The 26,287-nt window shown below is 67.2% G+C and carries 23 protein-coding genes, 2 tRNA genes and 1 pseudogene; 7 read left to right on the plus strand and 19 right to left on the minus strand.

All coding sequences use genetic code 11. The annotated features are described in order from the left end of the window. Nucleotides 1-6: 6 nt before the first annotated feature. Nucleotides 7-1,485, minus strand: coding sequence for a tRNA (N6-isopentenyl adenosine(37)-C2)-methylthiotransferase MiaB (miaB, locus tag LKO27_RS06835; RefSeq protein ID WP_227736428.1), 1,479 nt, complete (start codon nucleotides 1,483-1,485; stop codon nucleotides 7-9). A 59-nt stretch (nucleotides 1,486-1,544) separates the two neighbouring features. Here miaB and LKO27_RS06840 point away from each other — a divergent pair, with 59 nt between their 5' ends. Continuing rightward, nucleotides 1,545-2,432: an aldose 1-epimerase family protein gene (locus LKO27_RS06840; RefSeq protein WP_227736431.1), complete on the plus strand. Its 888-nt coding sequence runs from the start codon at nucleotides 1,545-1,547 to the stop codon at nucleotides 2,430-2,432. 4 nt (nucleotides 2,433-2,436) lie between these two features. On the opposite strand, the gene rny is transcribed toward LKO27_RS06840, so the two are convergent. The 4 genes from rny to LKO27_RS06860 all read right to left on the minus strand — a co-directional run bounded on the left by rny (nucleotide 2,437) and on the right by LKO27_RS06860 (nucleotide 6,256). Further along, nucleotides 2,437-4,044 carry a ribonuclease Y gene (gene rny / locus LKO27_RS06845; protein WP_227736432.1) on the minus strand — a complete coding sequence of 536 codons (1,608 nt, stop codon included), beginning with the start codon at nucleotides 4,042-4,044 and terminating at the stop codon, nucleotides 2,437-2,439. A 286-nt stretch (nucleotides 4,045-4,330) separates the two neighbouring features. Further along, nucleotides 4,331-4,810 (minus strand): regulatory protein RecX, encoded by a 480-nt coding sequence (locus tag LKO27_RS06850; RefSeq protein ID WP_227736434.1) that lies wholly within the window; start codon nucleotides 4,808-4,810, stop codon nucleotides 4,331-4,333. 13 nt (nucleotides 4,811-4,823) lie between these two features. Next, nucleotides 4,824-5,879 (minus strand): recombinase RecA, encoded by a 1,056-nt coding sequence (recA, locus tag LKO27_RS06855; RefSeq protein WP_227736436.1) that lies wholly within the window; start codon nucleotides 5,877-5,879, stop codon nucleotides 4,824-4,826. 182 nt (nucleotides 5,880-6,061) lie between these two features. After that, complete coding sequence (locus tag LKO27_RS06860; RefSeq protein ID WP_227736438.1) at nucleotides 6,062-6,256, minus strand: DUF3046 domain-containing protein; 195 nt, start codon at nucleotides 6,254-6,256, stop codon at nucleotides 6,062-6,064. A gap of 211 nt (nucleotides 6,257-6,467) precedes the next feature. On the opposite strand from LKO27_RS06860, the gene LKO27_RS06865 reads away from it, so the two are divergent. Next, nucleotides 6,468-7,235 (plus strand): DeoR/GlpR family DNA-binding transcription regulator, encoded by a 768-nt coding sequence (locus tag LKO27_RS06865; protein ID WP_227737238.1) that lies wholly within the window; start codon nucleotides 6,468-6,470, stop codon nucleotides 7,233-7,235. Between the two features lies 1 nt (nucleotide 7,236). Here LKO27_RS06865 and LKO27_RS06870 read toward each other — a convergent pair whose 3' ends face one another. From LKO27_RS06870 to LKO27_RS06905, 8 genes are all read right to left on the minus strand, one after another. Continuing rightward, nucleotides 7,237-7,512 carry a helix-turn-helix domain-containing protein gene (locus LKO27_RS06870; protein ID WP_227736440.1) on the minus strand — a complete coding sequence of 92 codons (276 nt, stop codon included), beginning with the start codon at nucleotides 7,510-7,512 and terminating at the stop codon, nucleotides 7,237-7,239. Nucleotides 7,513-7,605: 93 nt separating this feature from the next. Next, complete coding sequence (locus tag LKO27_RS06875; RefSeq protein WP_227736441.1) at nucleotides 7,606-8,091, minus strand: CinA family protein; 486 nt, start codon at nucleotides 8,089-8,091, stop codon at nucleotides 7,606-7,608. A gap of 33 nt (nucleotides 8,092-8,124) precedes the next feature. Beyond that, nucleotides 8,125-8,745, minus strand: coding sequence for a CDP-diacylglycerol--glycerol-3-phosphate 3-phosphatidyltransferase (gene pgsA / locus LKO27_RS06880; protein ID WP_227736443.1), 621 nt, complete (start codon nucleotides 8,743-8,745; stop codon nucleotides 8,125-8,127). Continuing rightward, on the minus strand, nucleotides 8,742-10,172 hold the full coding sequence (rimO, locus tag LKO27_RS06885) for a 30S ribosomal protein S12 methylthiotransferase RimO (protein WP_227736445.1): 1,431 nt from the start codon (nucleotides 10,170-10,172) through the stop codon (nucleotides 8,742-8,744). Before rimO ends, pgsA begins: the two co-directional genes overlap by 4 nt. 29 nt (nucleotides 10,173-10,201) lie before the next feature. Beyond that, on the minus strand, nucleotides 10,202-12,697 hold the full coding sequence (locus LKO27_RS06890; RefSeq protein ID WP_227736447.1) for a DNA translocase FtsK: 2,496 nt from the start codon (nucleotides 12,695-12,697) through the stop codon (nucleotides 10,202-10,204). 92 nt (nucleotides 12,698-12,789) lie between these two features. After that, complete coding sequence (locus LKO27_RS06895; RefSeq protein ID WP_227736449.1) at nucleotides 12,790-13,716, minus strand: thiamine-phosphate kinase; 927 nt, start codon at nucleotides 13,714-13,716, stop codon at nucleotides 12,790-12,792. A 1-nt stretch (nucleotide 13,717) separates the two neighbouring features. After that, entirely contained in the window at nucleotides 13,718-14,833 is a 1,116-nt protein-coding gene (locus LKO27_RS06900) for a D-alanine--D-alanine ligase family protein (RefSeq protein WP_227736452.1), read from the minus strand. 47 nt (nucleotides 14,834-14,880) lie between these two features. After that, nucleotides 14,881-15,666 carry a 1-acyl-sn-glycerol-3-phosphate acyltransferase gene (locus tag LKO27_RS06905; RefSeq protein WP_227736453.1) on the minus strand — a complete coding sequence of 262 codons (786 nt, stop codon included), beginning with the start codon at nucleotides 15,664-15,666 and terminating at the stop codon, nucleotides 14,881-14,883. Between the two features lie 695 nt (nucleotides 15,667-16,361). Between LKO27_RS06905 and LKO27_RS06910 the strand changes: the two genes are divergently transcribed. From LKO27_RS06910 to LKO27_RS06925, 4 genes and pseudogenes are all read left to right on the plus strand, one after another. Further along, nucleotides 16,362-16,868, plus strand: a complete 507-nt coding sequence (locus LKO27_RS06910) for an RNA polymerase sigma factor (protein WP_227736455.1) — start codon at nucleotides 16,362-16,364, stop codon at nucleotides 16,866-16,868. Then, nucleotides 16,861-18,129 carry a hypothetical protein gene (locus LKO27_RS06915; RefSeq protein WP_227736457.1) on the plus strand — a complete coding sequence of 423 codons (1,269 nt, stop codon included), beginning with the start codon at nucleotides 16,861-16,863 and terminating at the stop codon, nucleotides 18,127-18,129. The genes LKO27_RS06910 and LKO27_RS06915 overlap by 8 nt, the downstream gene beginning before the upstream one ends. Nucleotides 18,130-18,240: 111 nt before the next feature. Continuing rightward, entirely contained in the window at nucleotides 18,241-19,437 is a 1,197-nt protein-coding gene (locus tag LKO27_RS06920) for a S1 family peptidase (RefSeq protein WP_227736459.1), read from the plus strand. Between the two features lie 119 nt (nucleotides 19,438-19,556). Then, nucleotides 19,557-21,112 (plus strand): annotated as a pseudogene (locus LKO27_RS06925) (IS1634 family transposase). 226 nt (nucleotides 21,113-21,338) lie between these two features. On the opposite strand, the gene leuD reads toward LKO27_RS06925, so the two are convergent. Both leuD and leuC read right to left on the minus strand, forming a co-directional pair. After that, nucleotides 21,339-21,953, minus strand: coding sequence for a 3-isopropylmalate dehydratase small subunit (gene leuD / locus LKO27_RS06930; protein WP_227736461.1), 615 nt, complete (start codon nucleotides 21,951-21,953; stop codon nucleotides 21,339-21,341). 4 nt (nucleotides 21,954-21,957) lie between these two features. After that, nucleotides 21,958-23,364, minus strand: coding sequence for a 3-isopropylmalate dehydratase large subunit (leuC, locus tag LKO27_RS06935; protein ID WP_227736464.1), 1,407 nt, complete (start codon nucleotides 23,362-23,364; stop codon nucleotides 21,958-21,960). Nucleotides 23,365-23,472: 108 nt separating this feature from the next. On the opposite strand from leuC, the gene LKO27_RS06940 reads away from it, so the two are divergent. Further along, nucleotides 23,473-24,198: an IclR family transcriptional regulator gene (locus LKO27_RS06940; protein WP_227736465.1), complete on the plus strand. Its 726-nt coding sequence runs from the start codon at nucleotides 23,473-23,475 to the stop codon at nucleotides 24,196-24,198. A 64-nt stretch (nucleotides 24,199-24,262) separates the two neighbouring features. Here LKO27_RS06940 and LKO27_RS06945 read toward each other — a convergent pair. From LKO27_RS06945 to LKO27_RS06960, 4 genes are all read right to left on the minus strand, one after another. Next, nucleotides 24,263-24,338, minus strand: a tRNA-Glu gene (locus LKO27_RS06945). Between the two features lie 45 nt (nucleotides 24,339-24,383). After that, nucleotides 24,384-24,455: transfer RNA gene (locus tag LKO27_RS06950), tRNA-Gln, on the minus strand. Between the two features lie 79 nt (nucleotides 24,456-24,534). After that, nucleotides 24,535-25,455 (minus strand): type II CAAX endopeptidase family protein, encoded by a 921-nt coding sequence (locus tag LKO27_RS06955; protein WP_227736467.1) that lies wholly within the window; start codon nucleotides 25,453-25,455, stop codon nucleotides 24,535-24,537. Continuing rightward, nucleotides 25,452-26,258, minus strand: a complete 807-nt coding sequence (locus LKO27_RS06960; protein WP_227736469.1) for a fumarylacetoacetate hydrolase family protein — start codon at nucleotides 26,256-26,258, stop codon at nucleotides 25,452-25,454. Before LKO27_RS06960 ends, LKO27_RS06955 begins: the two co-directional genes overlap by 4 nt. Between the last annotated feature and the right edge of the window lie 29 nt (nucleotides 26,259-26,287).

Raw genomic sequence — 26,287 nt, forward strand, 5'->3', positions numbered from 1 at the left:
AATGCCTCAGACCCCCGCCGGACGGCCGATCCCCGGCATGCCCAGACCGACGCCGACCGGGGCCGGGGCCTGGGAGGTCGTGGCCTCCCACGCGTCGCCACCCCGGGTCCTGCGCAGCCCACGGATTGGAAGGTCGGAGTTGAGGTGGTGGGGGGCGGCGTGCGTGATGGTCGCCAGGGCGATGTCGCCGGGGCGAGGGCGCTCCGCCGCGTCGTCGCCGACCGTGACGTGCACGAGGCGATTGTCCCTGGCCCGCCCGCTCATCCGGTTGGTCTCGAGGTCCTTGCGACCCTCGCCGAGGGCGAACATCACCTCGACCTCAGTGCCCTCCAGCGCCCGGTTCTCCTGCCAGGAGATGTCGTTGACCAGGTCGACCAGACGTTCGTAGCGGTCCTGGACCACCTCCTTGGGGATCTGCCCGGGCATCTCTGCGGCAGGCGTGCCGGGCCGCTTGGAGTACTGGAAGGTGAACGCTGCCGAGAACCGCGACGCGGCGACGACCTCCATGGTCTGACGGAAGTCCTCCTCCGTCTCCCCGGGGAAGCCGACGATGATGTCGGAAGTGATAGCAGCTTGCGGCATGGCAGCGCGGACCTGTTCGATGATCCCCAGGTAGCGCTCACGACGGTAGGAGCGGCGCATCGCCTTGAGGATGGCGTCGGATCCGGACTGGAGTGGCATGTGCAGCTGCGGCATCACGTTGGGGGTCTGGGCCATCGCGTCGATCACGTCGTCGGTGAAGTCCTTGGGGTGCGGCGACGTGAACCTGACGCGCTCGAGGCCGTCGACCTCCCCACAGGCCCGCAGCAGCTTTGCGAAGGCGTGCCGGTCGCCGAACTCGACCCCGTAGGCGTTGACGTTCTGGCCCAGCAAGGTGATCTCCTGGACGCCCTGGTCCACGAGCATCCGGACCTCGGCCAGGATGTCGCCCGGCCGTCGGTCGGTCTCCTTGCCCCGGAGCGCGGGGACGATGCAGAACGTGCAGGTGTTGTTGCAGCCGACGCTCACGGAGACCCAGGCGGAGTAGGGCGACTCGCGCCGGCTGGGCAGGTTGCTCGGGAAGTTCTGCAACGCTTCGACGATCTCGACCTGCGCCTCGTTCTCCACCCGTGCCCGCTCCAGCAGGATCGGCAGCGAGCCGACGTTGTGGGTCCCGAACACGACATCCACCCAGGGAGCCTTGCGCAGGATCACCTCCCGATCCTTCTGGGCCATGCAGCCACCCACGGCGATCTGCATGCCGGGGTGCTCGGACTTGACTTTCGCCATGTGCCCGAGGTTCCCGTAGAGGCGGTTGTCAGCGTTCTCGCGCACCGCGCAGGTGTTGAACACCACGACGTCGGCACCGCCACCCAGCGGAGCCCCGGGAACGGCGTCGATGCGGCTCAGACCAGACTCCTCCAGCAGCCCCGAGATCCTCTCGGAGTCATGGACGTTCATCTGGCAGCCATAGGTGATGACGTTGTAGGTGCGGGCGTTCGACATGGTGTGACAACTCTAGACGCGGGCGCCGTGAGGATGAAACCGTCAGTAGGCTTCCCCGCATGACAGTTCTCCCCACCGGGGCCCAGTACGAGATCACCCACGGCCGCTACGCCGCCGTCACGACGGAGGTCGGTGCCACGCTGCGCAGCCTGAGCGTCGACGGCGAGGAACTGCTGTGGACCTTCGGGCCCGACGAGATCCCCCGGTCGAGCCAGGGGCTGCAGCTGCTGCCGTGGCCGAACCGGATCGCGGACGGCGCCTACCGTTTCGCCGGCAGCGACCAGCAGTTGCCGATCAACGAGGTGGAGCGCAACACCGCCCTGCACGGCCTGAACGCCGGCCGGGCCTGGGAGCTCGTGGCCCACACCAGTGACACCGTGGTGCAGCGTCACACGTTCCACCCCGAGCCCGGCTGGCCGGGGACGCTCACCGCGAGCATCACCCACAGCCTCGATGACGAGGGCTTGCGCGTGGAGGTGCAGGTGGTCAACGATGGCGCCAGCCCGCTGCCCTACGGTTACGGCGTCCACCCCTACTTCGAGTTCGGCAACCTGTCCGAGGTGGAACTGCTTCTGCCGTTCGAGCAGGAACTGACCGTCGATCCGGCGCGACTGCTGCCGGTCTCCGTGGAGCCGATCTCGGCGGAGAGGGACTTCCGGGCTGCGCGGCCCCTCGCCGAGGTCGAGTTCGACACCGCCTTCACCGGCCCGCAGAGCGCCGAGTGGGCGGTAGAGCTGCGGGGCCCCGCGCGGGTCGTGTCCATCTGGGCCGACGAGACGCTCCCATGGGTGCAGGTCTACACGACTCGTCCCGAGCGCCACGCGATCGCCGTCGAGCCGATGACCTGCGGACCCGACGCCTTCAACGAGGGCCCCACGCACGCCGGCATGATCACCCTTGCCCCCGGCCAGGAGTCGCGCTCGGTCTGGGGCGTCCGCGCCACCTGAAGGGTTAGTGCGCCGTCTCCATGGCACGCGACTCGCGCACGACGACGACCTTGATCTGTCCCGGATAGGTGAGGTTCTTCTCGATCTCCTTGGCGAGATCGCGCGCCAAGGTCTGCGAAGCGATGTCGTCGACGACGTCCGGGGCGACCATCACGCGCAGCTCGCGGCCGGCCTGCATGGCGTAGGCGCGCTCGACACCCTCGTGATTGGTGGCGATCGCCTCCAGGTGTTCCATGCGCTCGACGTAGGCCTCCAAGGGCTCCCTGCGCGCGCCCGGGCGTGACCCGGAAATGGCATCGGCAGCCTGGACCAGGACTGCCTCGACGGTGCGGGGCTCGACCTCGTTGTGGTGGGCCTCCACCGCGTGCACGATGTCTGGATGCTCGCCGTGGCGCCGGAGCAGGTCTGCGCCGACGATCGCGTGCGGGCCCTCCTGCTCATGGGTCAACGCCTTGCCGATGTCGTGGAGGAACGCAGCGCGCTTGCAGAAGGCCACGTCCAGACCGAGTTCGGCCGCCATCATTCCGGCCAGGTGTGCGCTCTCCACCAGGTGGCGCAGGACGTTCTGACCGTAGGAGGTCCGGAAGGCCAGCGCCCCGACCACCGGCACGAGGTCCTCGTGCAGGTCGACGATGCCCACCTCTGCCAGTGCGTCCTGGGCCGCGCGGTTGAGGATCTCCGACATGTTGCGCTGACTCTTCTCGAAAGCCTCCTCGATCCGGGCGGGATGGATGCGGCCATCGGCCACGAGGTCGACGAGGGTCAGCCGGGCGGTCTCACGACGCACGGGGTCGAAACTGGACAGGAGGACCGACTCCGGGGTGTCATCGATCAGCACGTTGACGCCCGTGATCTGCTCGAACGCCCGGATGTTGCGGCCCTCGCGGCCGATGATGCGGCCCTTCATGTCGTCCGAAGGCAGGTCGACGCTGGAGACGACCGATTCGCTGGTCTGCTCCGAGGCGACCCGCTGGATGGCGGTGACGATGATGCTTCGCGCGATCTTGTCCGCGTCCCGACGGGCGCGCTGCTCGATGTCGCGGGCCAGGCCCGTTGCGCTCAGCTTCGCCTGTCGTTCCGCCTCCGCCAGCACTTCCGCGCGGGCGGCCGCCACGCTGAGTCCGGCCACGCGCTCAAGTTCTGCGGTGGCGCGTTCCAGTTCTTCCTCCAGCCTGGCCCGGGCTGCCTTGACCTCGGCCTTCTGCGCATCCAACTTCTCGGTGCGCACCTGTAGCCCCTCGGCGTCGGCGGCCACCCGGTCCTCGCGCTCGTGGAGCCTTGCCTCCTGCCGCTCCTGGGCAGCACGGATCTCACGGAGTTCGTTGCGCTGAGCCGCAATGGATGCCTCGAGTTCGGCACGCCGGCGCTCGACGTCGGCCATGGCTTCCTTGGCCCGCTCCTGTGAGTGCTGGAGGACTCGCTCCGCATCAGCGCGAACGTGGTTGGCGCTCTCCTCGGCCTGCTCGCGGATGGAAGCCGCGACGGAGCGCGAGCGCTTCTCCATCCGCGCGTGTTCCTCGACCAGACCCAGCACGGCCCGCCGCTGCCTCAGGACCACGACCACCAAGACGACGGCGAGGACGGCTGCCACCGCCCAACCAATCCACTCCATTGCACACTCCTCAGCCTCGAGGTCATGCCTCCCGCAGGGGTGCACCACTGGGCGCCCAGCGACGACGGCGCTGGACGCTGCGTCGACGAATCGACCCAGTCTGGCTTATGAGCTTGTCAGATCCCGTTTGCTGGCCGGGAGTCGTAAGCTCCGGGCCCGGGGTTTTATTAGTCCAATATTCCAATTGCCTTCACCCAAACGGTGAAGAGGTGTCTTCATGCGGGGTCACCTAGACCTTGCTTCGAGATTATGGCCCCCCTGTGGAAAACACAAGCTCCGGCGTGCCTCAATCGTCGAAGCGCCCCAGCGCCTCCTCGGACACCCCGACGACGATGTCCATCCCGAAGCCCCTGCGCGCCAGGGCACCACGCAACCGCCTCATCGCCACGTGACGCTCGAGACCGGCCAGCGAGCCGGCCCTGCGGGTGGCGAAAGCGCGGGCCGCGGCCCACTCGTCGGACGGGTCCAGTTCGGCCAGCACCTCGTCCACCGCCTCGCGCTGGATGCCCTTGGCCTGGAGCTCCTGTCGGATGCGGGTTCGTCCGCGGTGCGACACGTTCACCCGGCTGACGGTCAGCGCCTCCGCGAACGCATCGTCGTCCACGTAGCGCAGTTCCTTCAGGCGCTGCATGATCTCGTCGGCGACGTCGGATGGGACGTCCTTCTTCCGCATCGCCGCACGCAGCTCGTGCTCGGTCCTGGCCCGAGTCTCCAGCAGGCGGAGTGCGATTCGGTAGGCGAACTCCACCTGCTGGTCACGGCTCATCCCGCCGACGGGATCAGAAGTCAACCTCGACCTCGCCGCTCTCGGGGTCGATCTTCTCCTCGACGGCGTTGGGATCCTTGTCAACACCGAGGTGCATCCGGATGCGGCGCTCGATCTCGGCTGCCACCTCTGGATTCTTCTTCAGGAACGCGCGCGCGTTCTCCTTGCCCTGGCCGAGCTGGTCGGCTTCGTAGGTGAACCACGCACCGGCCTTGCGGACCACACCCGACTCCACCCCGAGATCGATCAGGCTGCCCTCGCGGGAGATCCCCTCGCCGTAGATGATGTCGAACTCCGCCTGCTTGAAGGGCGGGGCCACCTTGTTCTTGACGACCTTCACGCGCGTGCGGTTGCCCACGCTGACGGTGCCGTCCTTCAGGGTCTCGATGCGGCGGACGTCGAGGCGGATTGACGAGTAGAACTTGAGGGCGCGGCCGCCCGTGGTGGTTTCCGGCGAGCCGAACATCACGCCGATCTTCTCGCGGAGCTGGTTGATGAAGATTGCCGTGGTGTTGGAGTTCTTCAGCGCACCGGTCATCTTGCGGAGTGCCTGGCTCATGAGCCGTGCCTGCAGGCCCACGTGCGAGTCGCCCATGTCTCCTTCGATCTCGGCGCGCGGGGTCAGGGCCGCCACCGAGTCGATGACCACGAGCGCGATGGCACCGGAGCGCACCAGCGTGTCAGCGATCTCAAGCGCCTGCTCGCCGTTGTCCGGCTGCGACACGAGGAGTTCGTCGGTGTTCACCCCCAGGTTCTGGGCGTAATCCGGATCCAAGGCGTGCTCCGCGTCGATGAAGGCGCAGATGCCACCCTCCCGCTGCGCGTTGGCGATGGCGTGGAGCGCGACGGTGGTCTTGCCGCTGGACTCCGGGCCATAGATCTCCACCACGCGGCCACGGGGCAAGCCACCGATGCCGAGCGCGACGTCCAGCGCAACGGATCCGGTGGGAATTACGTCGATCGGCAGGCGGGTGTCCGCGCCGAGGCGCATGACTGATCCCTTGCCGTGGACCTTCTCGATTTGCGACAGTGCCGCTTCCAGCGCCTTGGCGCGATCCGCAACGGCCATGGGTTGCTCCTATCCTCGGTGCCCGCGTCCGGCGGACCAATTTGTGCTCGACCAACACTCTAGGTTTTGGGACTGACGAAACACCACGGAGCACAGGTGCCTGTGGAGAACCTTCAGCGGGACCTACTCTAGACGAACACCTGTTCGATTGTCCCGCGACACGCGCGGCGTGTCTCAGTGCCCTAGAGCAACGTCTGCGGCAACTCCAGCTGGGCCCACACCGCGCGCCAGATCCGCTTGCAGGGCAGCCCCGCAGCGAGGGATTCGCGGACCGTCCGGCCACCGAGGTCGGCCAGGACGACCTGCTCCGCCCACACGGCCGCGTAGCCGTCGGGCAGCACCTTGCCCAGCCTCGCCCACAGCTCTGCTTCACGCACAGCGCAACGGTATCCGATGGGCGCAAGGAGCTCCCCGCGCACCCTCAGGGGAGCGGAATGGACGAAACCGATCATCGCCGCTCACGAATGCCCGCCGGGCCGTAGAGTGTGGCTCGACATTCGCGCAACGAACCGCGCAATCGACCAGACAACAAAGGGGTAGCCAGTCTTGAGCACCACCGGCACATCGTCCCACAAGCGTTCCGACCGGATGGTCGCCCTCCTCGCCCTACTTGGGCAGCACGGACAACTCCCCTTGTCGCAGCTCGCGAAGGAACTCGGCGCCTCCGAGGCCACCATTCGCCGCGACGTCGCGGCACTGGCTGCACAGGGCCTGCTGGACCGGACGCACGGCGGAGCTCGTCTCGTCCAGGGGATGAAGGAACTTCCCGTCCGCCTGCGCGACGGGCGCAACCAGGAGGCCAAGTCACGAATCGCCATCGCCGCCGCACACATGATCCCCCAGGGCAAGTACGCCATCGGCCTGACCGGAGGAACCACCGCGGCAGAGGTGTTGCGCGCCCTGCAGCATCGCGACGACCTGACGATCATCACCAACTCGCTCAGCATCGGGATGGAGGCGGCCGAGCAGGGCCAGGCCAGGGTCCTCATAGCCGGCGGCGTGCTGCGCCCCAACTCCCTCGAACTGGTCGGCTCACTCGCGGAGGCGACGCTGCGGCTGGTCAACATCGGGACGGCCATCGTCGGGGCCGACGGGGTCAGTGCGGTCGGAGGGCTTACCACGCACGACGAGATCGAGGCCCGCACCAACCACACCCTGATCGAGCGGGCTCAGCGCGTCATAGCGGTGGCCGACGCCTCCAAGATCGGAACCGTGACCCTGGCCAGGATGGCGAACCTGAGCGACATCGACGTCCTGGTGACGGACTCGACCGCCTCGCCCACGGAGTTGAACAAGATCCGGGAGGCCGGCGTCGACGTCCACATCGTGCCCGCCGTGGAGACGGAAAGCGACTGACTCAGGCGGCAAGCGCGACCCTGGGCGTCGCCTCGGTCTCGATCTGGGAGACCTTGTCGCTCACCATGGCCAGGAGGTCGGAGAGCGACACTCCCAGAGCCGCGGAGATGGAGAACAGGACCTCGCTGGAGGCCTCCTTGTGACCGCGCTCGATCTCGCTGAGGTATCCCAGGCTGACCATGCTGGCGACCGAGACCTCGCGGAGCGTCATCGAGGCGCCCATCCGGATCTCCCGGAGGGTTTCACCCATGACCTTGCGGATCAGAATCGTCTTCATCTCAGCCCTACCTTCGTTCTGCGGACCCAATGCCCGCCACACCTTCACAACGCGGCGAGCGAGGAATCTATTCCGCGGAGGGCGAAATGCCGGTCAGAGCACTCGCAGCAGCATGTCGATTGCGTGGTCGATGGCGGCCTCGCGGATCTGCTGCCGGTCTCCCTCGAAATGCTTGAGTTCGGTGTACTGCGGGCGGGGCGACATGCCCGGCGCCGGCCCAACGACGGCGAACCAGACCGTGCCGACCTTCACGCCGTCGATCTCCGTGGGACCGGCCACGCCCGTGGTGGCCACCGCCCAGTCCGCGTCGCAGCGCGTCTGTGCGCCCAGCGCCATCTGGATGGCGGTCAGTTCGTTCACCACACCCTCGGTGTCGATGAGTTCCGGGTCCACACCGGCGAGGCTGGCCTTGAGATCCTTGGCGTAGGTGACCAGCGAGCCGCGGAAGATCTTCGAGGCCCCAGGCACCGCGGTCAGCGCCGCGCCGATGCCGCCACCGGTGATCGATTCGCAGGTGGCCAGTGTGGTGGAGCGGGTGGTCATCAAGGTGACCAGTTCCTTGGCTGATTCAGCGGTCATCGTTCCTCCAAGTCTGCGGGGCCTTCTGCGAGCCTATCCCAGCGGCCCGTCGGAACCGGCGGCTGACTTCTCGATGGCCTCGCGACGGATCTTCATGGCCTGGCGGATGTAGTCCAGCCCGGTGACAACGGTCAGCACCAGGGCCGCGATCATCAGGCCCCACGCGATCCACTGCACGACCGTGGGCAACGCGGGGAGCCAGAGCAGGAACAGGATGAGCGCGACGGACTGCGTCACGGTCTTCGCCTTGCCACCGCGGTTCGCGGGCATGATGCCGTACTTCGCGATGGCCGCCCGCAGCCAGGTGATCCCCCATTCCCGCAGCAGGATGACCACGATGATCCACCAGTACAGCTCGTCGAGGATGCCCAGCGAGATGAAGGCGGCCCCGGTCAGGGCCTTGTCGGCCACCGGATCCCAGAGCTTGCCGAAGTCGGTGACGATGTTGTACTTCCGGGCGATCCGGCCGTCGGCCAGGTCGGTGAGGATGGCGACGGTGAACACCGCGGTGGCCGCCAGGCGCCACCCCTGGTCGTCGGGGGCCACGAACAGGACCACCAGGAACACGGGCACCAGCAGGATCCGGATCACCGTCAGCGCGTTGGGGACGTTCCAGTTGCTGGGCTTGGCAGTTTGGGGCGTGGGCTCGCTCATCGAAGGACTCCAATCAGGTCGATCCCCTCGGAGTCGACGAACTCGACCTCCACGAAGTCACCAACCGCCACCGCTGCGGACCCCTCGAGGACCACGACGCCGTCGGTCTCCGGGCCCTGGTGCGGCGCCCTGCCGACCACGCCGTCGTCGGTCCCCTCCACGAGCACCGTCGCGGACTGGCCCACGCGCTCGGCGGCCCGGGACTCGTTCACTGCCAGGGCGACGTCGGCCAGGAGCGCTCGCCGGGCCTCCACCTCGGAGGTGCTGAGGTGGCCGGGGAGCCGCTCCCCCTCCGTCCCGTCCTCGTCGGAGTAGCCGAAGACGCCCAGCACGTCGAGGTTCGCGTCGATGATGAACTGGCGCAGGGTCTCGACGTCGGCGTCGGTCTCTCCCGGGAACCCGGCGATGACATTGCTTCGGATGCCCGCCTCAGGTGCCACCGTCCGGATCCTCGAGATGAGGTCGAGGAAGGAGTCCGGGTCTCCGAAACGGCGCATGGACCGCAGGACCGAACGCGAGGCGTGCTGGAAGCTCAGGTCGAAGTAGGGGACCACCTTCGGCGTGTGGAGCATCGCCTCAAGCATCGACGGCCGGATCTCGGCCGGCTGCAGGTAGGAGACCCTGATCCAGTCGAGGCCGTCCACGGTTGAGAGGTGGCCGAGGAGTTCCTCCAGCCGTTCGTCCGGCCCGAGGTCCTTGCCGTAGCTCGAGGTGTTCTCCGAGACCAGGAAGACTTCGCGAACCCCCTCACCGACGAGCCAGCGGGCCTCCTGGACGATGTCGGCCATCGGCCGCGACAGGTAGCTGCCCCGGAAGGCCGGGATGGCGCAGAAGGAGCAGCGACGATCACAGCCGGATGCGATCTTCAGCGGGGCCGACGGGCCGGAGGAGACCCGACGGCGCAGCGTCCGGGGCCCCGTCGCGGGCGCCAGGCCCTCCGGCAGTGGGGCGTGGCCGGGTACGGCGACCCCGCGGGCAGCAGCCGAGCGGTCCGCGGGTGCCATCGGCAGCAGTTTGCGGCGGTCCCTCGGGACGTGCGGTGCCGGGGCATGCCCGTCGAGGATGAGACGCAGCTTGTCGGCGATGTCGGCGTAGTCATCGAACCCGAGGACGGCGTCGGCCTCGGGCAACTCCTTGGCCAGTTCGACGCCGTAGCGCTCGGCCATGCAGCCCACGGCGACGACGGCGCGGGTCGCGCCCCCGTCCTTCAGCTCGGCCGCGGCCAGGAGGGTGTCGATGGAGTCCTTCTTCGCCTGCTCGACGAAACCGCAGGTGTTGACCACCACCGTCTCGGCCTGCTCCGGGTCGTCGACCAGCACGAAGCCGCCGGCCTCCAGGCGGCCGGCGAGTTCCTCGGAGTCCACGTCGTTGCGGGCACACCCGAGCGTGGAGATGTGGACCTTGCGGAGTTCATCGGTGGCAGTCATCGCACCCAGTATCGCACCTGGCGCGGGAGTCATCCGTCTGCGAGGTTGGCCAGCAGCTCGTCGAGGTCCTCGGGCTTGACCAGGACCTCACGCGCCTTGGAGCCCTCGGACGGGCCGACGACGCCGCGGCTCTCGAGGATGTCCATCAGCCGCCCCGCCTTGGCGAACCCGACGCGCAACTTGCGCTGCAGCATCGAGGTGGACCCGAGTTGCAGTTCGACGACGAGGCGCGCGGCGTCGAGCACGAGTTCCAGGTCGTCGCCGATGTCGTCGACCACCTTCTTCTCGGCTTGCGGTGCGGCGACGTCCTCGCGGTAGTTGGGCTGCAACTGCGCCGAGACGTGCGCCACGACGTCGCGGATCTCCGACTCGTTGACCCACGCGCCCTGGACGCGGATCGGCTTGCCGGCGCCCATGGGGAGGAACAGACCGTCGCCCTTGCCCACCAGCTTCTCCGCACCGGGCTGGTCGAGGATCACCCGCGAGTCGGTCATGGACGACGTGGCGAACGACAGCCTGGAGGGGACGTTGGCCTTGATCAGGCCGGTGACGACGTCGGTGGAGGGTCGCTGGGTGGCCAGCACGAGGTGGATGCCGGCGGCTCGTGCCAGCTGGGTGATGCGCACCACTGACTCCTCGACGTCGCGCGGGGCCACCATCATGAGGTCGGCCAACTCGTCGACGACCACCAGCAGGTAGGGGTAGGGCGCCAGTACGCGCTCGGAGCCCTCCGGGAGCTTCACCTGACCCGCGCGGACGGCCTTGTTGAAGTCGTCGACGTGCCGGAAGCCGAAGGCCGCCAGGTCGTCGTAGCGCATGTCCATCTCACGCACCACCCAGGCGAGGGCCTCGGCGGCCTTCTTGGGGTTGGTGATGATGGGGCTGACCAGGTGCGGGATGCCCTCGTAGTGGTTGAGCTCCACCCGCTTGGGGTCCACCAGCAGCATGCGGACCTCGTCGGGGGTGGCGCGCATCATGATCGAGGTGATCAGGGAGTTGATGAAGCTGGACTTGCCGGAGCCGGTGGCGCCGGCCACGAGCAGGTGGGGCATCTTGGCCATGTTCGCAACGACGAAGCCGCCCTCGACGTCCTTGCCCAGCCCGACCGTGAGCGGATGGTGGTCGTTTCGGGCCTTGTTGGAGCGCAGCACGTCACCGAGGCTCACCACCTCCTTGTCGAGGTTGGGGATCTCGATGCCGATCGCGGACTTGCCGGGGATGGGCGTGAGGATGCGGATCTCGTTGGAGCCGACGGCGTAGGCGATGTTGTCGGCCAGGCCTGTGACCTTGCTGACCTTGATGGCGCTGCCGAGCTCCACCTCGTAGCGGGTCACCGTCGGACCCCGGGTGTAACCGGTGACGCGGGCGTCGATCTCGAACTCGTTGAGGGTGTCGGCGAGTTGGCGGACCACCTTGTCGGAGCCCTCGGTGCGGGACTTCGGCTTGGTGCCGGGCGCCAGCATCGTGTCGCGGGGCAGCTGGTAGACGACGTCGCCGCCGAGCTGCATCTGCACCCCCTGGGCCGGCGCGGGGGTGTGCGCCGGGGGCGGCAGGGCATCCTTCCGCTTCCCGGGGGCCGTCTTCGGTGCCGGGATGACGTCCGCCTCGGACTCGGTGTGGAGGACGTCGGTCTCGGCGGCATCCCAGTCGTAGATCCCTTCGGACTGCTCGTCCTCGACCAGGGGGGTGTCGTAGGGAACGTCGACGCCCAGCTTGAGCGCCTTGTCCTTCTTGCCCTTCCTGGGCGGTGCCTCCTCGCCGTCGGGGCGCTCCACGAGGGTGCTGAACACCGCGGAGATGCCAGCGAAGATCTCGTGCAGCGGCCGTCCGATCACCACGACCACTCCGAAGAGCGTGAGAATCGTCAGCAGCGGCACCGACACCCAGACGGTCACCAGGTCCGTCAGTAGGCTCGACGACAGGTAGCCAAGGATGCCGCCGCCGTCGCGGAGCGCCACCATGTCGTCGGGCCGGGGCAGGCCGCTGGCGATGTTCAGCAGGCCCAGGCCGCCGAAGGTGATGAGCGTCCAACCCAGGCTGGTCCGGGGAGCGGCCTCGACGTCGCGCGGGTGCCGCAGCACACGCCAGGAACCGTAGAAGAGCACGGCGGGCACCGCCACGGCCAGGGACCCGAAGATGGTGGTGACGCCGACTTCGATGGCACCGCCGACTGGTCCGGGCAGCTGGAACCACATCCGCGCGGCCACGAGGATGGCCAGCGCCAGCAGGAACAGGCCGACGCCGTCGCGGCGCAGCTTGGGATCCACGTCCTCCGCCGCCCCTCCGAAGCTGCGGGCGATGGCTCCGACGCCGTGCGCCAGTCCTCCGAGAACGGCTCCCAGGAACCGGAGGAGCGGGTTGGGACCGGCCTGCTTGGCGGGCGTCCGGGGCGCGGGTTTGCGCGCGCTCGCGGACCCCCTCGGCCTGGAGGGGGTGGTCTTGGTGCTCTTGCTGGAACTGGCAGCCCTCGACGTGCGCGTCTTGGTGCTGGAGTTCCGCGACGAGGAAGTTCCGCGGGACGCCATGGGTTGCACGTTAGCGGACGGCGCGCGGGATTCCCGGATCCCACTCCGGGGCCGACGGCGCGGACTCTGCCCCCGCCCGGCGCCGGAAGGGCTCAGGCGAAGTGGTTCCAGCCCCGCGGGCCGTCCCAGGCCTCGCCGTCGACGGTCACGGCATCACCACGGGTGACCACGCCCACCTGACGCCAGCCGTCGGGCAGCGCTGCGCCGTCGGGGAAGGTCGCCGCCAGCGCGTGGTCCTCTCCCCCGCCGAGGATGAACGTCCAGGGTGAGAGCCCGGTGGCGGCGGAGAGCCGCTGGATCGCATCCGGCAGTTCGAAGTGGTGGGTGCCCAGGTCCATGCCCACGCCGGAGGACTCGCAGATGTGTCCCAGATCGGCCAGCAGCCCGTCGGAGATGTCGACCATGGCAGTGGCCCCGGCCGCTGCGGCCTTGGCGCCCTGGCCGTAGGGCACCGTCGGACACTGCTGCTCCGCAACCAGCTCCTTGGGAGACCCGAACCCGCGCTGGAGCACGGTGAGTCCCGCGCCCGCCCACCCGAGCCGGCCGGCGACCGCCACCACGTCGCCGACCCTGGCGCCGCTGCGCGTCACAGGAGCACGGTCATCGAGGTTGCCCAGCGCCGTCACCGTGATGACCACCTCCCGGGCGCGGGACACGTCGCCGCCCACGAGGCTGACCCCGGCACGCGCGCACTCGTCACGGACGCCTGCGGAGAGCTGCCTCACCCAGTCCAGGTCGACATCCTCGGGCAGTCCGAGCGCCATGACCACCGCGCTCGGCGTGGCGCCCATGGACTCGACGTCGGAGACGTTGACCGCCACGGCCTTGCGGCCGATCTGGAATGCCGGACTCCACACCTTCCGGAAGTGGATGCCCTCCACGAGCATGTCGGTGGTGACCACCACGTCGCCCAGCGGTCTGAGGACGGCCGCATCGTCGCCGACGCCGAGCACGACGTCATCCCCGGCAGGCAGGTGGTCGGTGACCTGCGCGATGAGTTCGAACTCGCCGAGGTCCATGTCAGCGCAGCCCGATGGGTCGCAGCAGCGCGAGCTCGATCAGGCGGCCGACGAGCTCGGGGTAGCTGATCCCGCTGTGCTGCCACAGCTTGGGGTACATCGAGATCTCCGTGAAGCCCGGCATGGTGTTGATCTCGTTGAGCCAGACCTGGCCGTCGGCCGTGGCGAAGACGTCCACGCGCGCGAGCCCCTCGCCACCAACCGCGTCGAAGGCCCGCTTCGCGACCTGCTGGATCGTTGCGGCGAGTTCCGGGCTGGTGTCGGCGGGCACGTCCAGCGATGCCTCGTCGTCGGCGATGTACTTGGCGTCGAAGTCGTAGAAACCATCCGAGGTGTGGACCCGGATCTCCCCGACCGCCGAGGCGTCGCACCCTCCCGGCGAATCCGGATTGGCGATCACGGCGCACTCCAGCTCGCGGGCCCCGACAAAGCCCTGCTCGATGACCACCTTGGGGTCGTAGGCGCGGGCGGCCTCGATGGCCTCCGCGAGTTGTGCAGGATCCGTCACGCGCGTGATTCCCAGGGAGGATCCTCCACGCGACGGCTTCACGAACACCGGGTACTGGAGCTTTGCCACCTCCGCCAGCACCTCTCCGCGTTCCTCCCGCCAGCGTCGGTCGCTGGCCACGACGTAGGGCCATACGGGAAGACCCGCAGCCGCGAACGCGACCTTCATGTGGTGCTTGTCCATCCCGATGGCGCTGGCGGTGACGCCGGAGCCGACGTAGCGGATGCCCATCATCTCGAACAGGCCCTGGATGGTCCCGTCCTCACCGAAGGGACCGTGCAGCAGCGCGAAGGCCACGTCGACGCCGTTGATGTCCACGAGGCGCTCGCCGTCCCTGGTGGCCACCTCACAGCCGTCGGCGCCTACCATCCAGACCGCATCGCGCTCGGGCTCGCCCACCTCGGGCACCCGGCCGTCGACGATCCGGTACCCGGCCACGACCTCCAGCGGAACCTGGGTCCAGCGCCCGGTGCGCGTGATCCCGACGCCGACGACGTCGAAGCGCTCCTTGTCGATTGCCCCCAGCACACTTGCCGCGGTCAGGCACGAGACGCCGTGCTCGGGCGACTGGCCGCCGAAGATGAGTGCGACCCGGATGCGCTTGTCCACGAGACCTCCAGATTGGGTTTGTCGAGCGAAACCCTATCCCAGAGGAACTACCCGGCCTCATTCCGGGGCACCCGCGCCTTGGCCCGCAGGTCCCACCGATCCGGCGGTGCCGGCTCGCCGCGCAACTCTGCCACGAGCGCGGTGATGGCGTCCATGATCGCGACGGCGGCCCCCTCGATGGCCTCGCGCGTGGGTTCGCCGTCGGCGCGGAAACGACTCAGGTCCACCGGGGGTCCAGCCAGGACGTGCACGGGCCGGCGCCGGAGGCTGAACAACCGGCGCCACTCCAGTCGCTTGCCCCCCAGTACCTGCTCGGAGCCCGTCTGCCCAATCGGGATCACCGGAACACCCGTCTTCAACGCCAGCCTTGCCGCACCGGTGCGCGCCGTCATGGGCCAACCGTCGGGGTCGGCCGTGATCGTGCCCTCCGGGTACACGGCCACCGCCTTGCCGTCCTGGAGGGCGCGCTCGGCATGGATGAGGGAGTCCCGTGCGGCGGCGGTGTTGCGCAGGACGGGGATCTGCTCGCAGGAACGGGCCAGCCAGCCCAGGACGGGCACCTTCCAGATCTCGGCCTTGCCGAGGAATCGGGGCCATCGGCCAGCCCAGATGACGAACTCTCCGAGCACGAGAACGTCGAAGTTGCTGATGTGGTTGGCAACCACCAGCACGCCGCCGTCGGACGGCACGTTCTCCCGGCCGCCCCAGTGTCGCCGCACGAGCAGCGACAACGCCCTGCGGACCAGCCAGACCAGCCCAGGGTAGACGCCGGGCGCCGGCTCGCGGTTGACGGCCTTCAGTGGCAGGCGCCAGGGCTTGGTCATCGGTGACATGCGCGCCAGCCTAGCGAGCCCAGCCCTTGGCGACGCGCACGGCACTGCCTAAGCGCCTCGTGGCGGACAGCCGATCCCGCAGGAACGTCAGGTACGGAGCGTCCATGTGGGCGCGCTGTCGGTTGTCCGCCGCTGCCTGGTGACCGCCCTGGATGTTCGCGCGGCAGAGCGCCACCTGGCCCGCCGCGACGCCGCTTGGCCAGGAACTTGCGCGCGGGGCCGGGGTGCACCCTGTCGTCCCGGATGCAGGTGAGCAGCAGGGTCGGCGGCAGGTTGGCCGCGTCGTCCAGCAAGTGGTACGGGGAGAAGGTCCGGATGAACTCCCAGCCCTCAGGCACGTCCGCATCCCCGTACTCCTCCAACCATGAGGCCCCGGCCAGGAGGAGGTGGTAGATGCGCATGTCCAGCGCAGGGCCGCACGACGGAGCGCGGGATCCGGGTGCCGTCGGCAGAGGTTGCGAGGCGCTGTTCCGAGACGTGGCCGGTGGCGTCGAAGAACTCGGTTGGGAGCGGAGCACCTCGGTGCGGTTACGTGTTCCTCCTGTGGCGTCCCGTGCTGATCCTATGCCCTTGTGAAGGAAGCCGGTACACCCGGTCCGGCAACGAAGCTTCCTGCCGGTGGTGGCAGATGACTCCAATCGCCACCTCGCCAAGGTTGCTGTGAAACAAACGGCCAATTGGCGACACTTCTAGGTATGGGGACGGACAGGGCTCACTTCACGGGCATCTACGAGGCCAACGCCGACAGGGTGTTGGCCTACTGCCTTCGCCATCTCCCAGCCTCCGCCGCCGAGGATGCGATGGCAGACACATTTCTTGTGGCATGGCGCCGCTTGGAAGAGCTCCCCGATGCACCTCTCCCTTGGCTAATAACCACGGCCAGGAACATCATTCGAAACCGCTTCCGAGCGGAGGCCCGAGGCTTCACCCTGGCGGCAAAGATCGGTCGACTGGAGAAATTGGCGGACGAGTCCGCCGAAGTCGTCGCCGAACGCCGAGCTGATCTTTTTTCGGCATTGAGCGCTCTCACGGACGACGAACGGGAGCTCGTCCTGCTGACAGCATGGGACGGTCTGAGCGGCCAGGACGCAGCCGCCGCGGTGGGGCTCACTCACTCAGCGTACCGGTCCCGTCTCCACCGCGCCCGCGCCAAGATGGCCGCAGCGATCACATTACATAACCCATGGAGTACCAATGTTTGACGACCTCACCCGGCTGGCCCCCAGAGATCTGAGCCGAATCGACCCGAACTGGCCCACGCGCAAGGATGTGATTCTCGACGAGGTCCTCCAGAAGCGCCGGAGCTACCGACGTTGGTTCCCTGCCGTCGCCGCAGTTCTGGCGCTGACGCTTGGTGCGGGAGGCATCATAACCATGATGAGCTTACCTCAAGTTGCAATCCCGGAACCATCACCATCCGAGGGAGTCCCTGCGGATGATCCGACAAGAGACGTTTCGTCGGGACGGGAGTTCACGATCCCACTGACACTCATCCAACGGGACGGGAAGGTCAATGCATGCATCAGCACTCTTCACTCGCTGCCCCCTCAATGCGACCACGGGTTTCCCGTGGACGGAGTGAATTGGGCGTCCATTGGCTGGGCAGAGTCCGCCTCCGATGTGAGCTGGGCGGAGGCCATTCTGGTCGGAAGGTTCGACGGGACCCGAATGCATGTCGAGAGGGTCTTTGCCACCGATGACGAAGCAGCTCCCCGCAGTCCCGCCCTAAATGCCCCCGACCGTAGGCCGCTGTGTCCGGTTCCACAACAGGGCATTGGGGCGGGTAATTCGGATGCCCTCAGCACTGCGGCGCGAGCACTACCAGGATTCCAGGCACTGTGGCTCTCCCAAGACCAGACTACCTACAACGTCGCGGTGACAATGGAGGTGGACAATGCCATCGCCACACTAAGGAGTGTGTTCCATGGCGCGTTCTGCGTTGGCACAGTCCCGGGACCGGACGCCGCTGCAGTTTTGCAGGCCACGACGGCGATAGATGAACTTGAGCCTGAGGTCAACTACGGCACTGTCGAGTCTCGGACGGGCCTTTGGCTGGAGTTGGCTCCAATCCACGAAAAGGACATAAACCGGATCGCAACCATCCTGTCCCCCAAGGTACTCGACTTCACACGCTTCAATCCGGTGATCCGAACATTGTCCGCCTCGAGTGAAGTGCCAATCAATCCAAAGAAGGAGCCAACCCCAGAAGGGACCTGGGAGCCCTATTCGCTTCAAACGCGATGCGGTATCTGGGAGCTGAGCCATGCCGGCAGGTGGTACCTGCGGATAGGTGGCCCTTTGAGCGATGGCGATGGCAACCCTCCACTGGGCTGGGCCACTCCTGCCTCACACGGAGAGATCCTCGTTGAGGGCGATCGCATTTACTACCGCGACGACTCCGACCATCTTGAGGTCTTCGCGCTTCGCCAGAGCGCCACCGAGCCCCTGCGGACATGTCCTTAGCACGTGCGGGGATGCTCTGCACCCGAGGCCAGCCACGGCACCCACCTTCACAACGTCATGCAACCGCGTCAACATCCGGGTCCCAGCACAATGACAAAAGGAATAGGAACAATGCAACGAGTCAAGGCCATAGCCACCGTCGCGTGTGCTGCCGCAATTTTGTTCACCGCCCCTGTGACCTCGCTAGCCGATGCACCCAGCGATCCCGAACCGCCGCCTGCACTCGCTGGACAAGACAGCCTCACAATTGAGACGAATCGGGTCGCGGGCCTACTGAGTGAGATCGCAGAACGGTTCTCCTCCACTGCAGGCACGACGACCATTGACTACGAAACCCAAACGATCCTCCAGCGCTACAACCCGCAGGACGGCAACGCGTCTACCTACGTCAAGGCCGTCCAGTCGGTGGATTCTGGGTCGATCACTGTCGATATCCAAGGCACCGATTACACACGCGAGGACCTGAAGAATGCCGTTCTGCAGCTAGCGACAGATTCGGAAATGGCCCTCGACGTGTTCGGCGCCATACCACAAGACATCGGCTTCACCGACGCTGGGCTTGAGATTGTTCTGCCGCCGGGGACGTCGCCAGCCCCCTCCCTTCAGGCCGACGAAGTTCTCGGTCTGCCAGCCTCTGTCAGGGTCGCGACGTCCGAACCATTGCCTGAAAAGGAGGGTTGGCAGTCCAGCGGGGCGGACAACTCGCCTTGGTCTGCTGGCGCCTCGATCAACGCAGCACTGGGTTCAGTGGGTTGCACCTCCGGGTTCGTGTGGGACAAGTGGACCACACGCGAACGTTTCGGATCAACGGCGGAGCACTGCTACCCGTACGTTCCGACACCTACCTCGCCCACGCAGGTGTGGAGGACGCCGCCCGGGAGCCTGGTGGGGAATCGGTACCACTATGACGTTGCAGCCGACACACAGCTCATCCGTGCGGCAAGCGGTACATCATTCGCTCCAACTGCTTGGGTCGGCTACACCGATAAGCGTACTGTTAAGGGCTACGACCTGAATGTTCCGGCAACTCAGGTAGTTGCGTTGTATGGCCGCACCAGCGGCTACCACTCCACCACGGTGAAGGGGCACTTCGCGCGCACGATGTCTGACGGCAGCACTACTCTCCTCGCAAGAACCAATTCGACCGTCTGCGACTACGGCGATTCCGGTGGGCCGTGGTTCTACGCCAGTAGCGACGGGCAACTCGTGGCCGTCGGGCAGCATGTTGGTGATTGGGGGCTTGGTTGCGAGTTCGTACAGATCGGTACGATCAGCGCAGAGCTGAGCGCATCCGTGCTCCTCGGCTAGAGTCCGGCCTGAGTTGGACCTCTTGGCTAGATTTCAGGTGATCGTGGGCGTATAGACGCTTGTCAGACCGATTCGGATGTGGCGGGTGGGGCACTAAGAACCTCGGTAGAATCACGTCCATGAGCCCGTTCCTGCGGAAAGTGAAGACCGCTTCGGGGGCCACGGCCGTGCAGATCGTCGAGAAGAAGCACGGGCAACGCAAGATAGTGGAGCACCTCGGCTCAGCCCACACCGAAGCCCAGCTGGCGGCGCTGATGCATGCCGGCAGGGCGAAGCTGGCAGCCCCCAGCCGGAACTGGACTTCGACGCCGGGACCGGTGGCCGTCCCCGCGCCGGAGCTGCGGTAGTGGAAGGCAAGTCCTCACAACTGCTGGTCGACGTGATCCGCGCCTCTTGGGACCGGCTCGGGTTCGGAGTCGTGGACGATGAGGCGTTCTTCCAGCTAGTGCTTGCCAGACTGGTGGAACCGACCTCGAAACTGGACAGCCTGCGCGTGATCAAGGATCTCGGGGTGGAACCGGTCCACCTGTCCACGATGAAACGAGCCTTGAAACGGTGCTCGGACAAGGACTACCGGTCACTGGTCCAGACAGCCTGCTTCGAACACGTCTGGTCCGGCGCAGGCGGCGACGTGAGCCTGTTGATGTATGACGTGACCACCCTGTATTTCGAGGCCGAGAACGAGGACGACCTCCGCAAGGTCGGCTTCTCGAAGGAACGCCGCGTGGATCCACAGATTGTGGTCGGACTGTTGGTGGACCGCACCGGGTTCCCGTTGGAGATCGCCTGCTTCGAGGGCAGCCAGCCGGAGACCCACACCATCATCCCCGTCGTGACCGCCTTCCAGGAACGCAACCAGGTCGCCGACATGGTGGTGGTCGCCGATGCCGGGATGCTCTCGAACACGAACCTGACCGCGATCGACGAGGCCGGGCTGCGGTTCATCGTCGGTTCCCGGGTGACGAAAGCGCCCCATGACCTGGCCAAGCACTTTCACTGGCACGGCGACAGCTTCAACGACGGCCAAGTCATCGACACCATCACGATGCGCCGCCACAAGCCCGACCCAGAACGGGTCAAGACCCGCCGCGAACCGGTCTGGCACCACGAACAGCACCCCGAGTCGTGGCGGGCGATCTGGCAGTACTCGAGGAAACGCGCCGTCCGGGACGGACACACCCTCACCCTGCAAGAGAACCGCGCCCTGGACATCATCGAGGGGCGCCGCCCTGCAAAGAAGGCCCGGTTCGTGAAGACCAGCGGACAGAAGACCACCCTCGATACCGCCTCACTGGAGCGGGCCCGTGCGCTCGTCGGGCTGAAGGGCTACGTCACCAACATCACCGCCGACACAATGCCACCGGCCGAGGTCATCGCGAGCTACCACGACCTCTGGCACGTTGAGCAGTCCTTCAGGATGTCGAAGACCGACCTGGCAGCCAGACCCATCTTCCACCGCACCCTGGATGCGATCGAGGCCCACCTCACCATCGTGTTCACCGCCCTCGCGATCGCCCGTGACCTCCAGGCCCGATCGGGATGGAGCATCCGCAAGATCGTCAAAACCCTCCGCCCGCTCCAACACGTCACCATCAGCGTCGGCGACCAACAACTACAAGCCGAGCCTGCGATCCCCGACGCGACCGCCAGGATGCTCAGAACTCTGGGTCACTAAAGAGGTCCAACTCAGGAGTTCGTACAGATCGGTACGATCAGCGCAGAGCTGAGCGCATCCGTGCTCCTCGGCTAGAGTCCGGCTGTGCCATTGGTTAAGCACTGAGATAACCATTTCGCGGCGCCGCGCTGCACTACGGCACCTTGCCCAGTGCGACACAAACGTGAGGTGCCGCCATCCAATTCGGATGGCGGCACCTCAGCGCAGTTCGCAGGTTAACGTTACCTCAGGCCATGGTGTCGGCCGTCCGGGCCGGCAGCGTCTTCGGCTTGAACGAGGGCCGCGAGGCCTCGTAGGCCGTGATGTCGGGCTCGTGCTGCAGGGTCGAGGAGATGTCGTCGAGGCCGTTGAGCAGCCGGTGCTTGGTGTGCGGGTCGATCTCGAACGGGAAGCTCTGCCCACCCACCGAGACGGTCTGAGACTCCAGGTCGACGGTCAGCTGCTGGTCGGGGTTGGTCTCCACCGCGGTCCACAGCGCCTCGATGGTGGCCTCGTCGACGACGGCCACCAGGAGGCCGGCCTTGCCGGAGTTGGAGCGGAAGATGTCACCGAAACGGGTGCCGATGATCACCCGGAAGCCGTAGTTCTGCAGCGCCCAGACGGCGTGCTCACGCGACGAGCCGGTGCCGAAGTCTGGGCCCGGGAGCAGGATGGAGCCGCGGTTGTAGGGCTCGCGGTTGAGCACGAACTCCGGATCATTGCGCCACGCCGAAAACAGCCCGTCCTCGAACCCGGTGCGCGTGATCCGCTTCAGGTAGACCGCGGGGATGATCTGGTCGGTGTCGACGTTGGAGCGGCGCAGCGGGACGCCGATGCCGGTGTGGGTGGTGAAGGCTTCCATGGGGTCACGCTCCGATCAGGTCTGCGGGCGCGCTCAGGTGCCCGGTGATTGCGGTGGCCGCGGCGACGGCGGGCGAGACGAGGTGCGTGCGTCCGCCCTTGCCCTGCCTGCCCTCGAAGTTGCGGTTGGACGTGGAGGCGGCCCGCTCCCCCGGCGACAGCTGGTCCGGGTTCATGCCCAGGCACATCGAGCAACCGGCGGCCCGCCATTCGGCACCGAAGTCGAGGAACACCTTGTCCAGGCCCTCCTCCTCGGCCTGGAGGCGGACGCGTGCAGAGCCAGGCACGACCAGCATGCGAACGCCTTCTGCCAGCTTCTGGTCCTTCAGGACCGAGGCTGCCAGGCGCAGGTCCTCGATGCGACCGTTGGTGCAGGACCCCAGGAACACCGTGTCAACCTTGATGTCGCGCATGGGTGTCCCGGGCTGGAGGTCCATGTACTCCAGCGCACGCTTGGCGGTGGCCTGCTCGACCTCGGACTCGAAGTCCTCCGGCGCGGGGACCACACCGCCCAGCGGTACGCCGTGACCGGGGTTGGTGCCCCACGTGACGAAGGGGGTGAGCTGGGTGGCGTCGATGTCCACCTCGACGTCGAAGGTCGCGTCGTCGTCGGTGCGCAGCGTGCGCCAGTACTCGACGGCGGCGTCCCACTCCGCGCCCTCAGGGGCGTGCGGGCGGCCCTTGAGGTAGGCGAAGGTGGTCTCGTCAGGGGCCATCATGCCGGCCTTGGCGCCCCACTCGATGGACATGTTGCAGATGGTCATGCGGCCCTCCATGGAGAGCTCCTCGATGGTCGAGCCGCGATACTCGACGATGTAGCCCTGGCCGCCGCCGGTGCCGACCCTGGCGATCAGCGCCAGCACGACGTCCTTGGCCGTGACGCCCTCGGGCAGCTTGCCGTTGATGTTGACGGCCATCATCTTGGGCTTCTTCTGCGGCAGTGTCTGCGTGGCGAGGACGTGCTCGACCTCGCTGGTGCCGATGCCGAACGCCAGTGCGCCGAAGGCCCCGTGCGTCGAGGTGTGGGAGTCCCCACACACGATGGTCATGCCCGGCTGGGTGATGCCCAGCTGCGGGCCGATGATGTGCACGACGCCCTGGTCCCGGTCACCCAGCGAGTGGATCCGGATTCCGAACTCTGCCGCGTTCTTGCGCAGCGTCTCCACCTGGGTGCGTGAGACCGGGTCCGCGATGGGGCGGTTGATGTTCAGGGTGGGGGTGTTGTGGTCCTCGGTGGCGAGCGTGTGCTCGGGCCGGCGGACCTTGCGTCCGTTCATCCGGAGACCCTCGAACGCCTGCGGGCTGGTGACCTCGTGCACCAGGTGCAGGTCGATGTAGAGCAGGTCCGGCTCTCCCTCGACCGAGCGCACGACGTGTGCGTCCCAGACCTTCTCCGCCAGGGTCTTGCCCATGTTTCCCACCTCTTGGTTGCGTGGTTGCCGATCTTGTAGGTGACAGCTTCGCCGTCGCAGAACAGATTACTCTTGCGTGTCCGCCATTCGAAACGCTAATCTCGCCATATGGACAGCACAAGTGGAGTGGGCGTACTCGACAAGGCGGCAGCGGTCCTGGCCGCGCTCGAGCAGAACCCCCTGACCCTCGCGGGCCTGGTGACGGCCACCGGCCTCGCCCGGCCCACCGCGCACAGACTGGCCGTGGCGCTGGAGCACCACCGATTCGTCGGGAGGGACCTGCAGGGGCGGTTCGTACTCGGGCCGCGCCTGGTGGAACTTGCGGACTCCGCGTCCGAGGATCCCCTCGTCGCCACCGCAGGCCCCATCCTCACCCGGCTGCGCGACATCACGGGCGAATCAGCCCAGCTCTACCGCAGGCAGGGCGACATGCGCGTCTGCGCCGCCGCCGTGGAGCGCCCCAGCGGCCTCCGCGACACCATCCCCGTCGGAGCCCAGCTCTCGATGTCGGCCGGCTCGGCCGCACAGGTGCTGCTCGCGTGGGAAGAAGCCGACAGGCTCCCCAAACTGTTGGAACACGCCGCCTTCACCGCGAGTTCGCTGCAGACCGTCCGTCGCCGGGGCTGGGCACAGTCCGTCGGTGAGCGCGAACCGGGCGTCGCGTCTGTGTCCGCACCGGTGTTGGCGCCCTCGGGGCGCATCATCGCCGCGGTCAGCGTGTCCGGGCCCATCGAGCGCCTCACCCGGCAGCCGGGGCGCCTGCACGCGCCCGCCGTGATGGCCGCCGCCGAACGCCTGAGCGAGGTGCTGCGTCGCTCCGGGAACGCCGACTGAGGCGACTCCGCTCCTGCAACCAGAACACCCCGCGATCCGGCAAGGATCGCGGGGTGTTTCGCACTGGTAGCCCCGACGGGATTCGAACCCGCGCTACCGCCTTGAGAGGGCGGCGTGCTAGGCCGCTACACAACGGGGCCAGGCGGTGAAATGCTAGAGCAACCAGCTGGTTGCTGTCACATCCGCTGGGGTACTAGGACTCGAACCTAGACTAACTGAACCAGAATCAGTCGGGCTGCCAATTACCCTATACCCCACCGCGCTCGTCGGACGAGCACGAAGAGAAAGATTACACCAAAGCCAAGCTGGGCAACAAACCAGCCCCCGACAAGGTCATCAGTCAGGTGTGACGGTGGCAACGTTCATGCGACGCCCCACCCACCAGGCCGCGACGGCGAACAGCCCGAAGCCGAGGACGTCGAAGAACGCCTTGTCCCACCCGATGACGCTGATCGCCTTGGTGGCGGCCACTCCCCCGGTGAAGATGCCGTATCCGAAGGCGAAGACGTTGTTCACGACGTGGGCGCCGATGGCTGCCTCCAGGCCCCCGGTTCGCAGGACCAGCCAACCCACGAGGACCCCGAAGGCCAGCCGGTCGACGAACAGCGCGGGGTTCTGGACCCCGTGGAACAGCGCGAAAAGCAACGTCGAGCCGATGATCCCGACCCACGCCTGGTTGAACGCGGATCCGAGCGCCTGCAGGACGTAGCCGCGGAAGAAGAACTCCTCGGCCAACGCCTGCAGCGGGGACGTGATGAGGATGATGCCCAGGAAGACGGCCCATTGCGGCTGGGGCGCTTGGAACACGGGCAGCTCGATGGCCAGGAACGACAACCACAGCACGCCGTTGAGGACCACGAGCGCCACCAGCAGGGTCGCAGCCAGGTAGCGCCAGCGGAACCCCGGCTGTACCGAAACCAGCCACCCCGGGGACCGTCCGTGCAGGTAGCGCACGGCAAGCAGAGAGATCGGGATCAGCATCGCGAGCCCCAGGTGGGAGGCCGCCAGTCCCTCGGGGAGCACGTAGGCCATCGCCTCGGAGGAGTAGTCGTCGAACGGCGGACGACCCCGAGCGAGCCACGTGATCCGCAGGATCAACTGGGAGGTGAGCGGGACGAGGATGACGAAGGCGAGGACGGTGACCATCACCCCCGTGAGGTGCTTGGCGGGGCTCTGATCGGGCCCGGTCAGGACCAGAGGGTAGCCGACGGCCCCGGGCGGATCGCTCGCCCTGGGCGCGACCAGCTGCTGGCTCACTGGGCGGCGACGGGGTTGCTCAGCGTTCCGAAACCGTCGATGTCGATGTGGACCACGTCGCCGTCGGCCATCACACCCACCCCGGCAGGGGTGCCCGTGAGGATGACGTCGCCCGGCAGCAGCGTGGTGAACGACGTGATGAACGTCACCAGTTCAGTGATCCCACGCACCATCTGCGAGGTGTTGCCCTGCTGCCTCACCTCGTCGTTCAGCCTCGTCTCGATCCCCAGGTTCTCCGCCTCGGCGATGGTGAGGTGAGTGTTGATCCAGGGGCCGAGGGGGCAGAAGGTGTCCGAGCCCTTGGCGCGGCTCCACTGGCCGTCGGCGCGCTGCCAGTCCCGGGCGGTCACGTCGTTGGCGACGGTGTAGCCGAAGATCACGTCGGGGACGCGCTCGGGCGGCACCTCCTTGCAGATCCTGCCGATGACGATGGCCAGCTCACCCTCGTAGGACAGTTCCGCGACGCCTGCGGGGCGAACGATCGGGTCCCCGGGGCCGATCACCGAGGTGTTGGGCTTGAGGAAGACCAGCGGCGCGTCGACGGGGACCTCCCCGCCCATCTCCGCGGCGTGGTCGGCGTAGTTCTTGCCGACGGCGACCACCTTGCTGCGCGGGATCACGGGCGCGAGCAGTCGGACGTCGGCGAGGGCGTGCCGCTCGCCGGTGTAGTTGACCGGGACCCCTGCGAGGGGGTCCCCCGTGATCACGGCGACCGAGTCCGGGTGGTCCCCGCCGTCGACGGCCAGTTCGAGGATGCCGTAGGCCGGATCCTGACCGGCGGCGGCGAAACGAGCAATACGCATGTGCGACAGCCTACTGGCTGCCGGCGGTT

The organism is Tessaracoccus sp. OS52, assembly GCF_020687685.1.
GTDB lineage: Bacteria > Actinomycetota > Actinomycetes > Propionibacteriales > Propionibacteriaceae > Arachnia.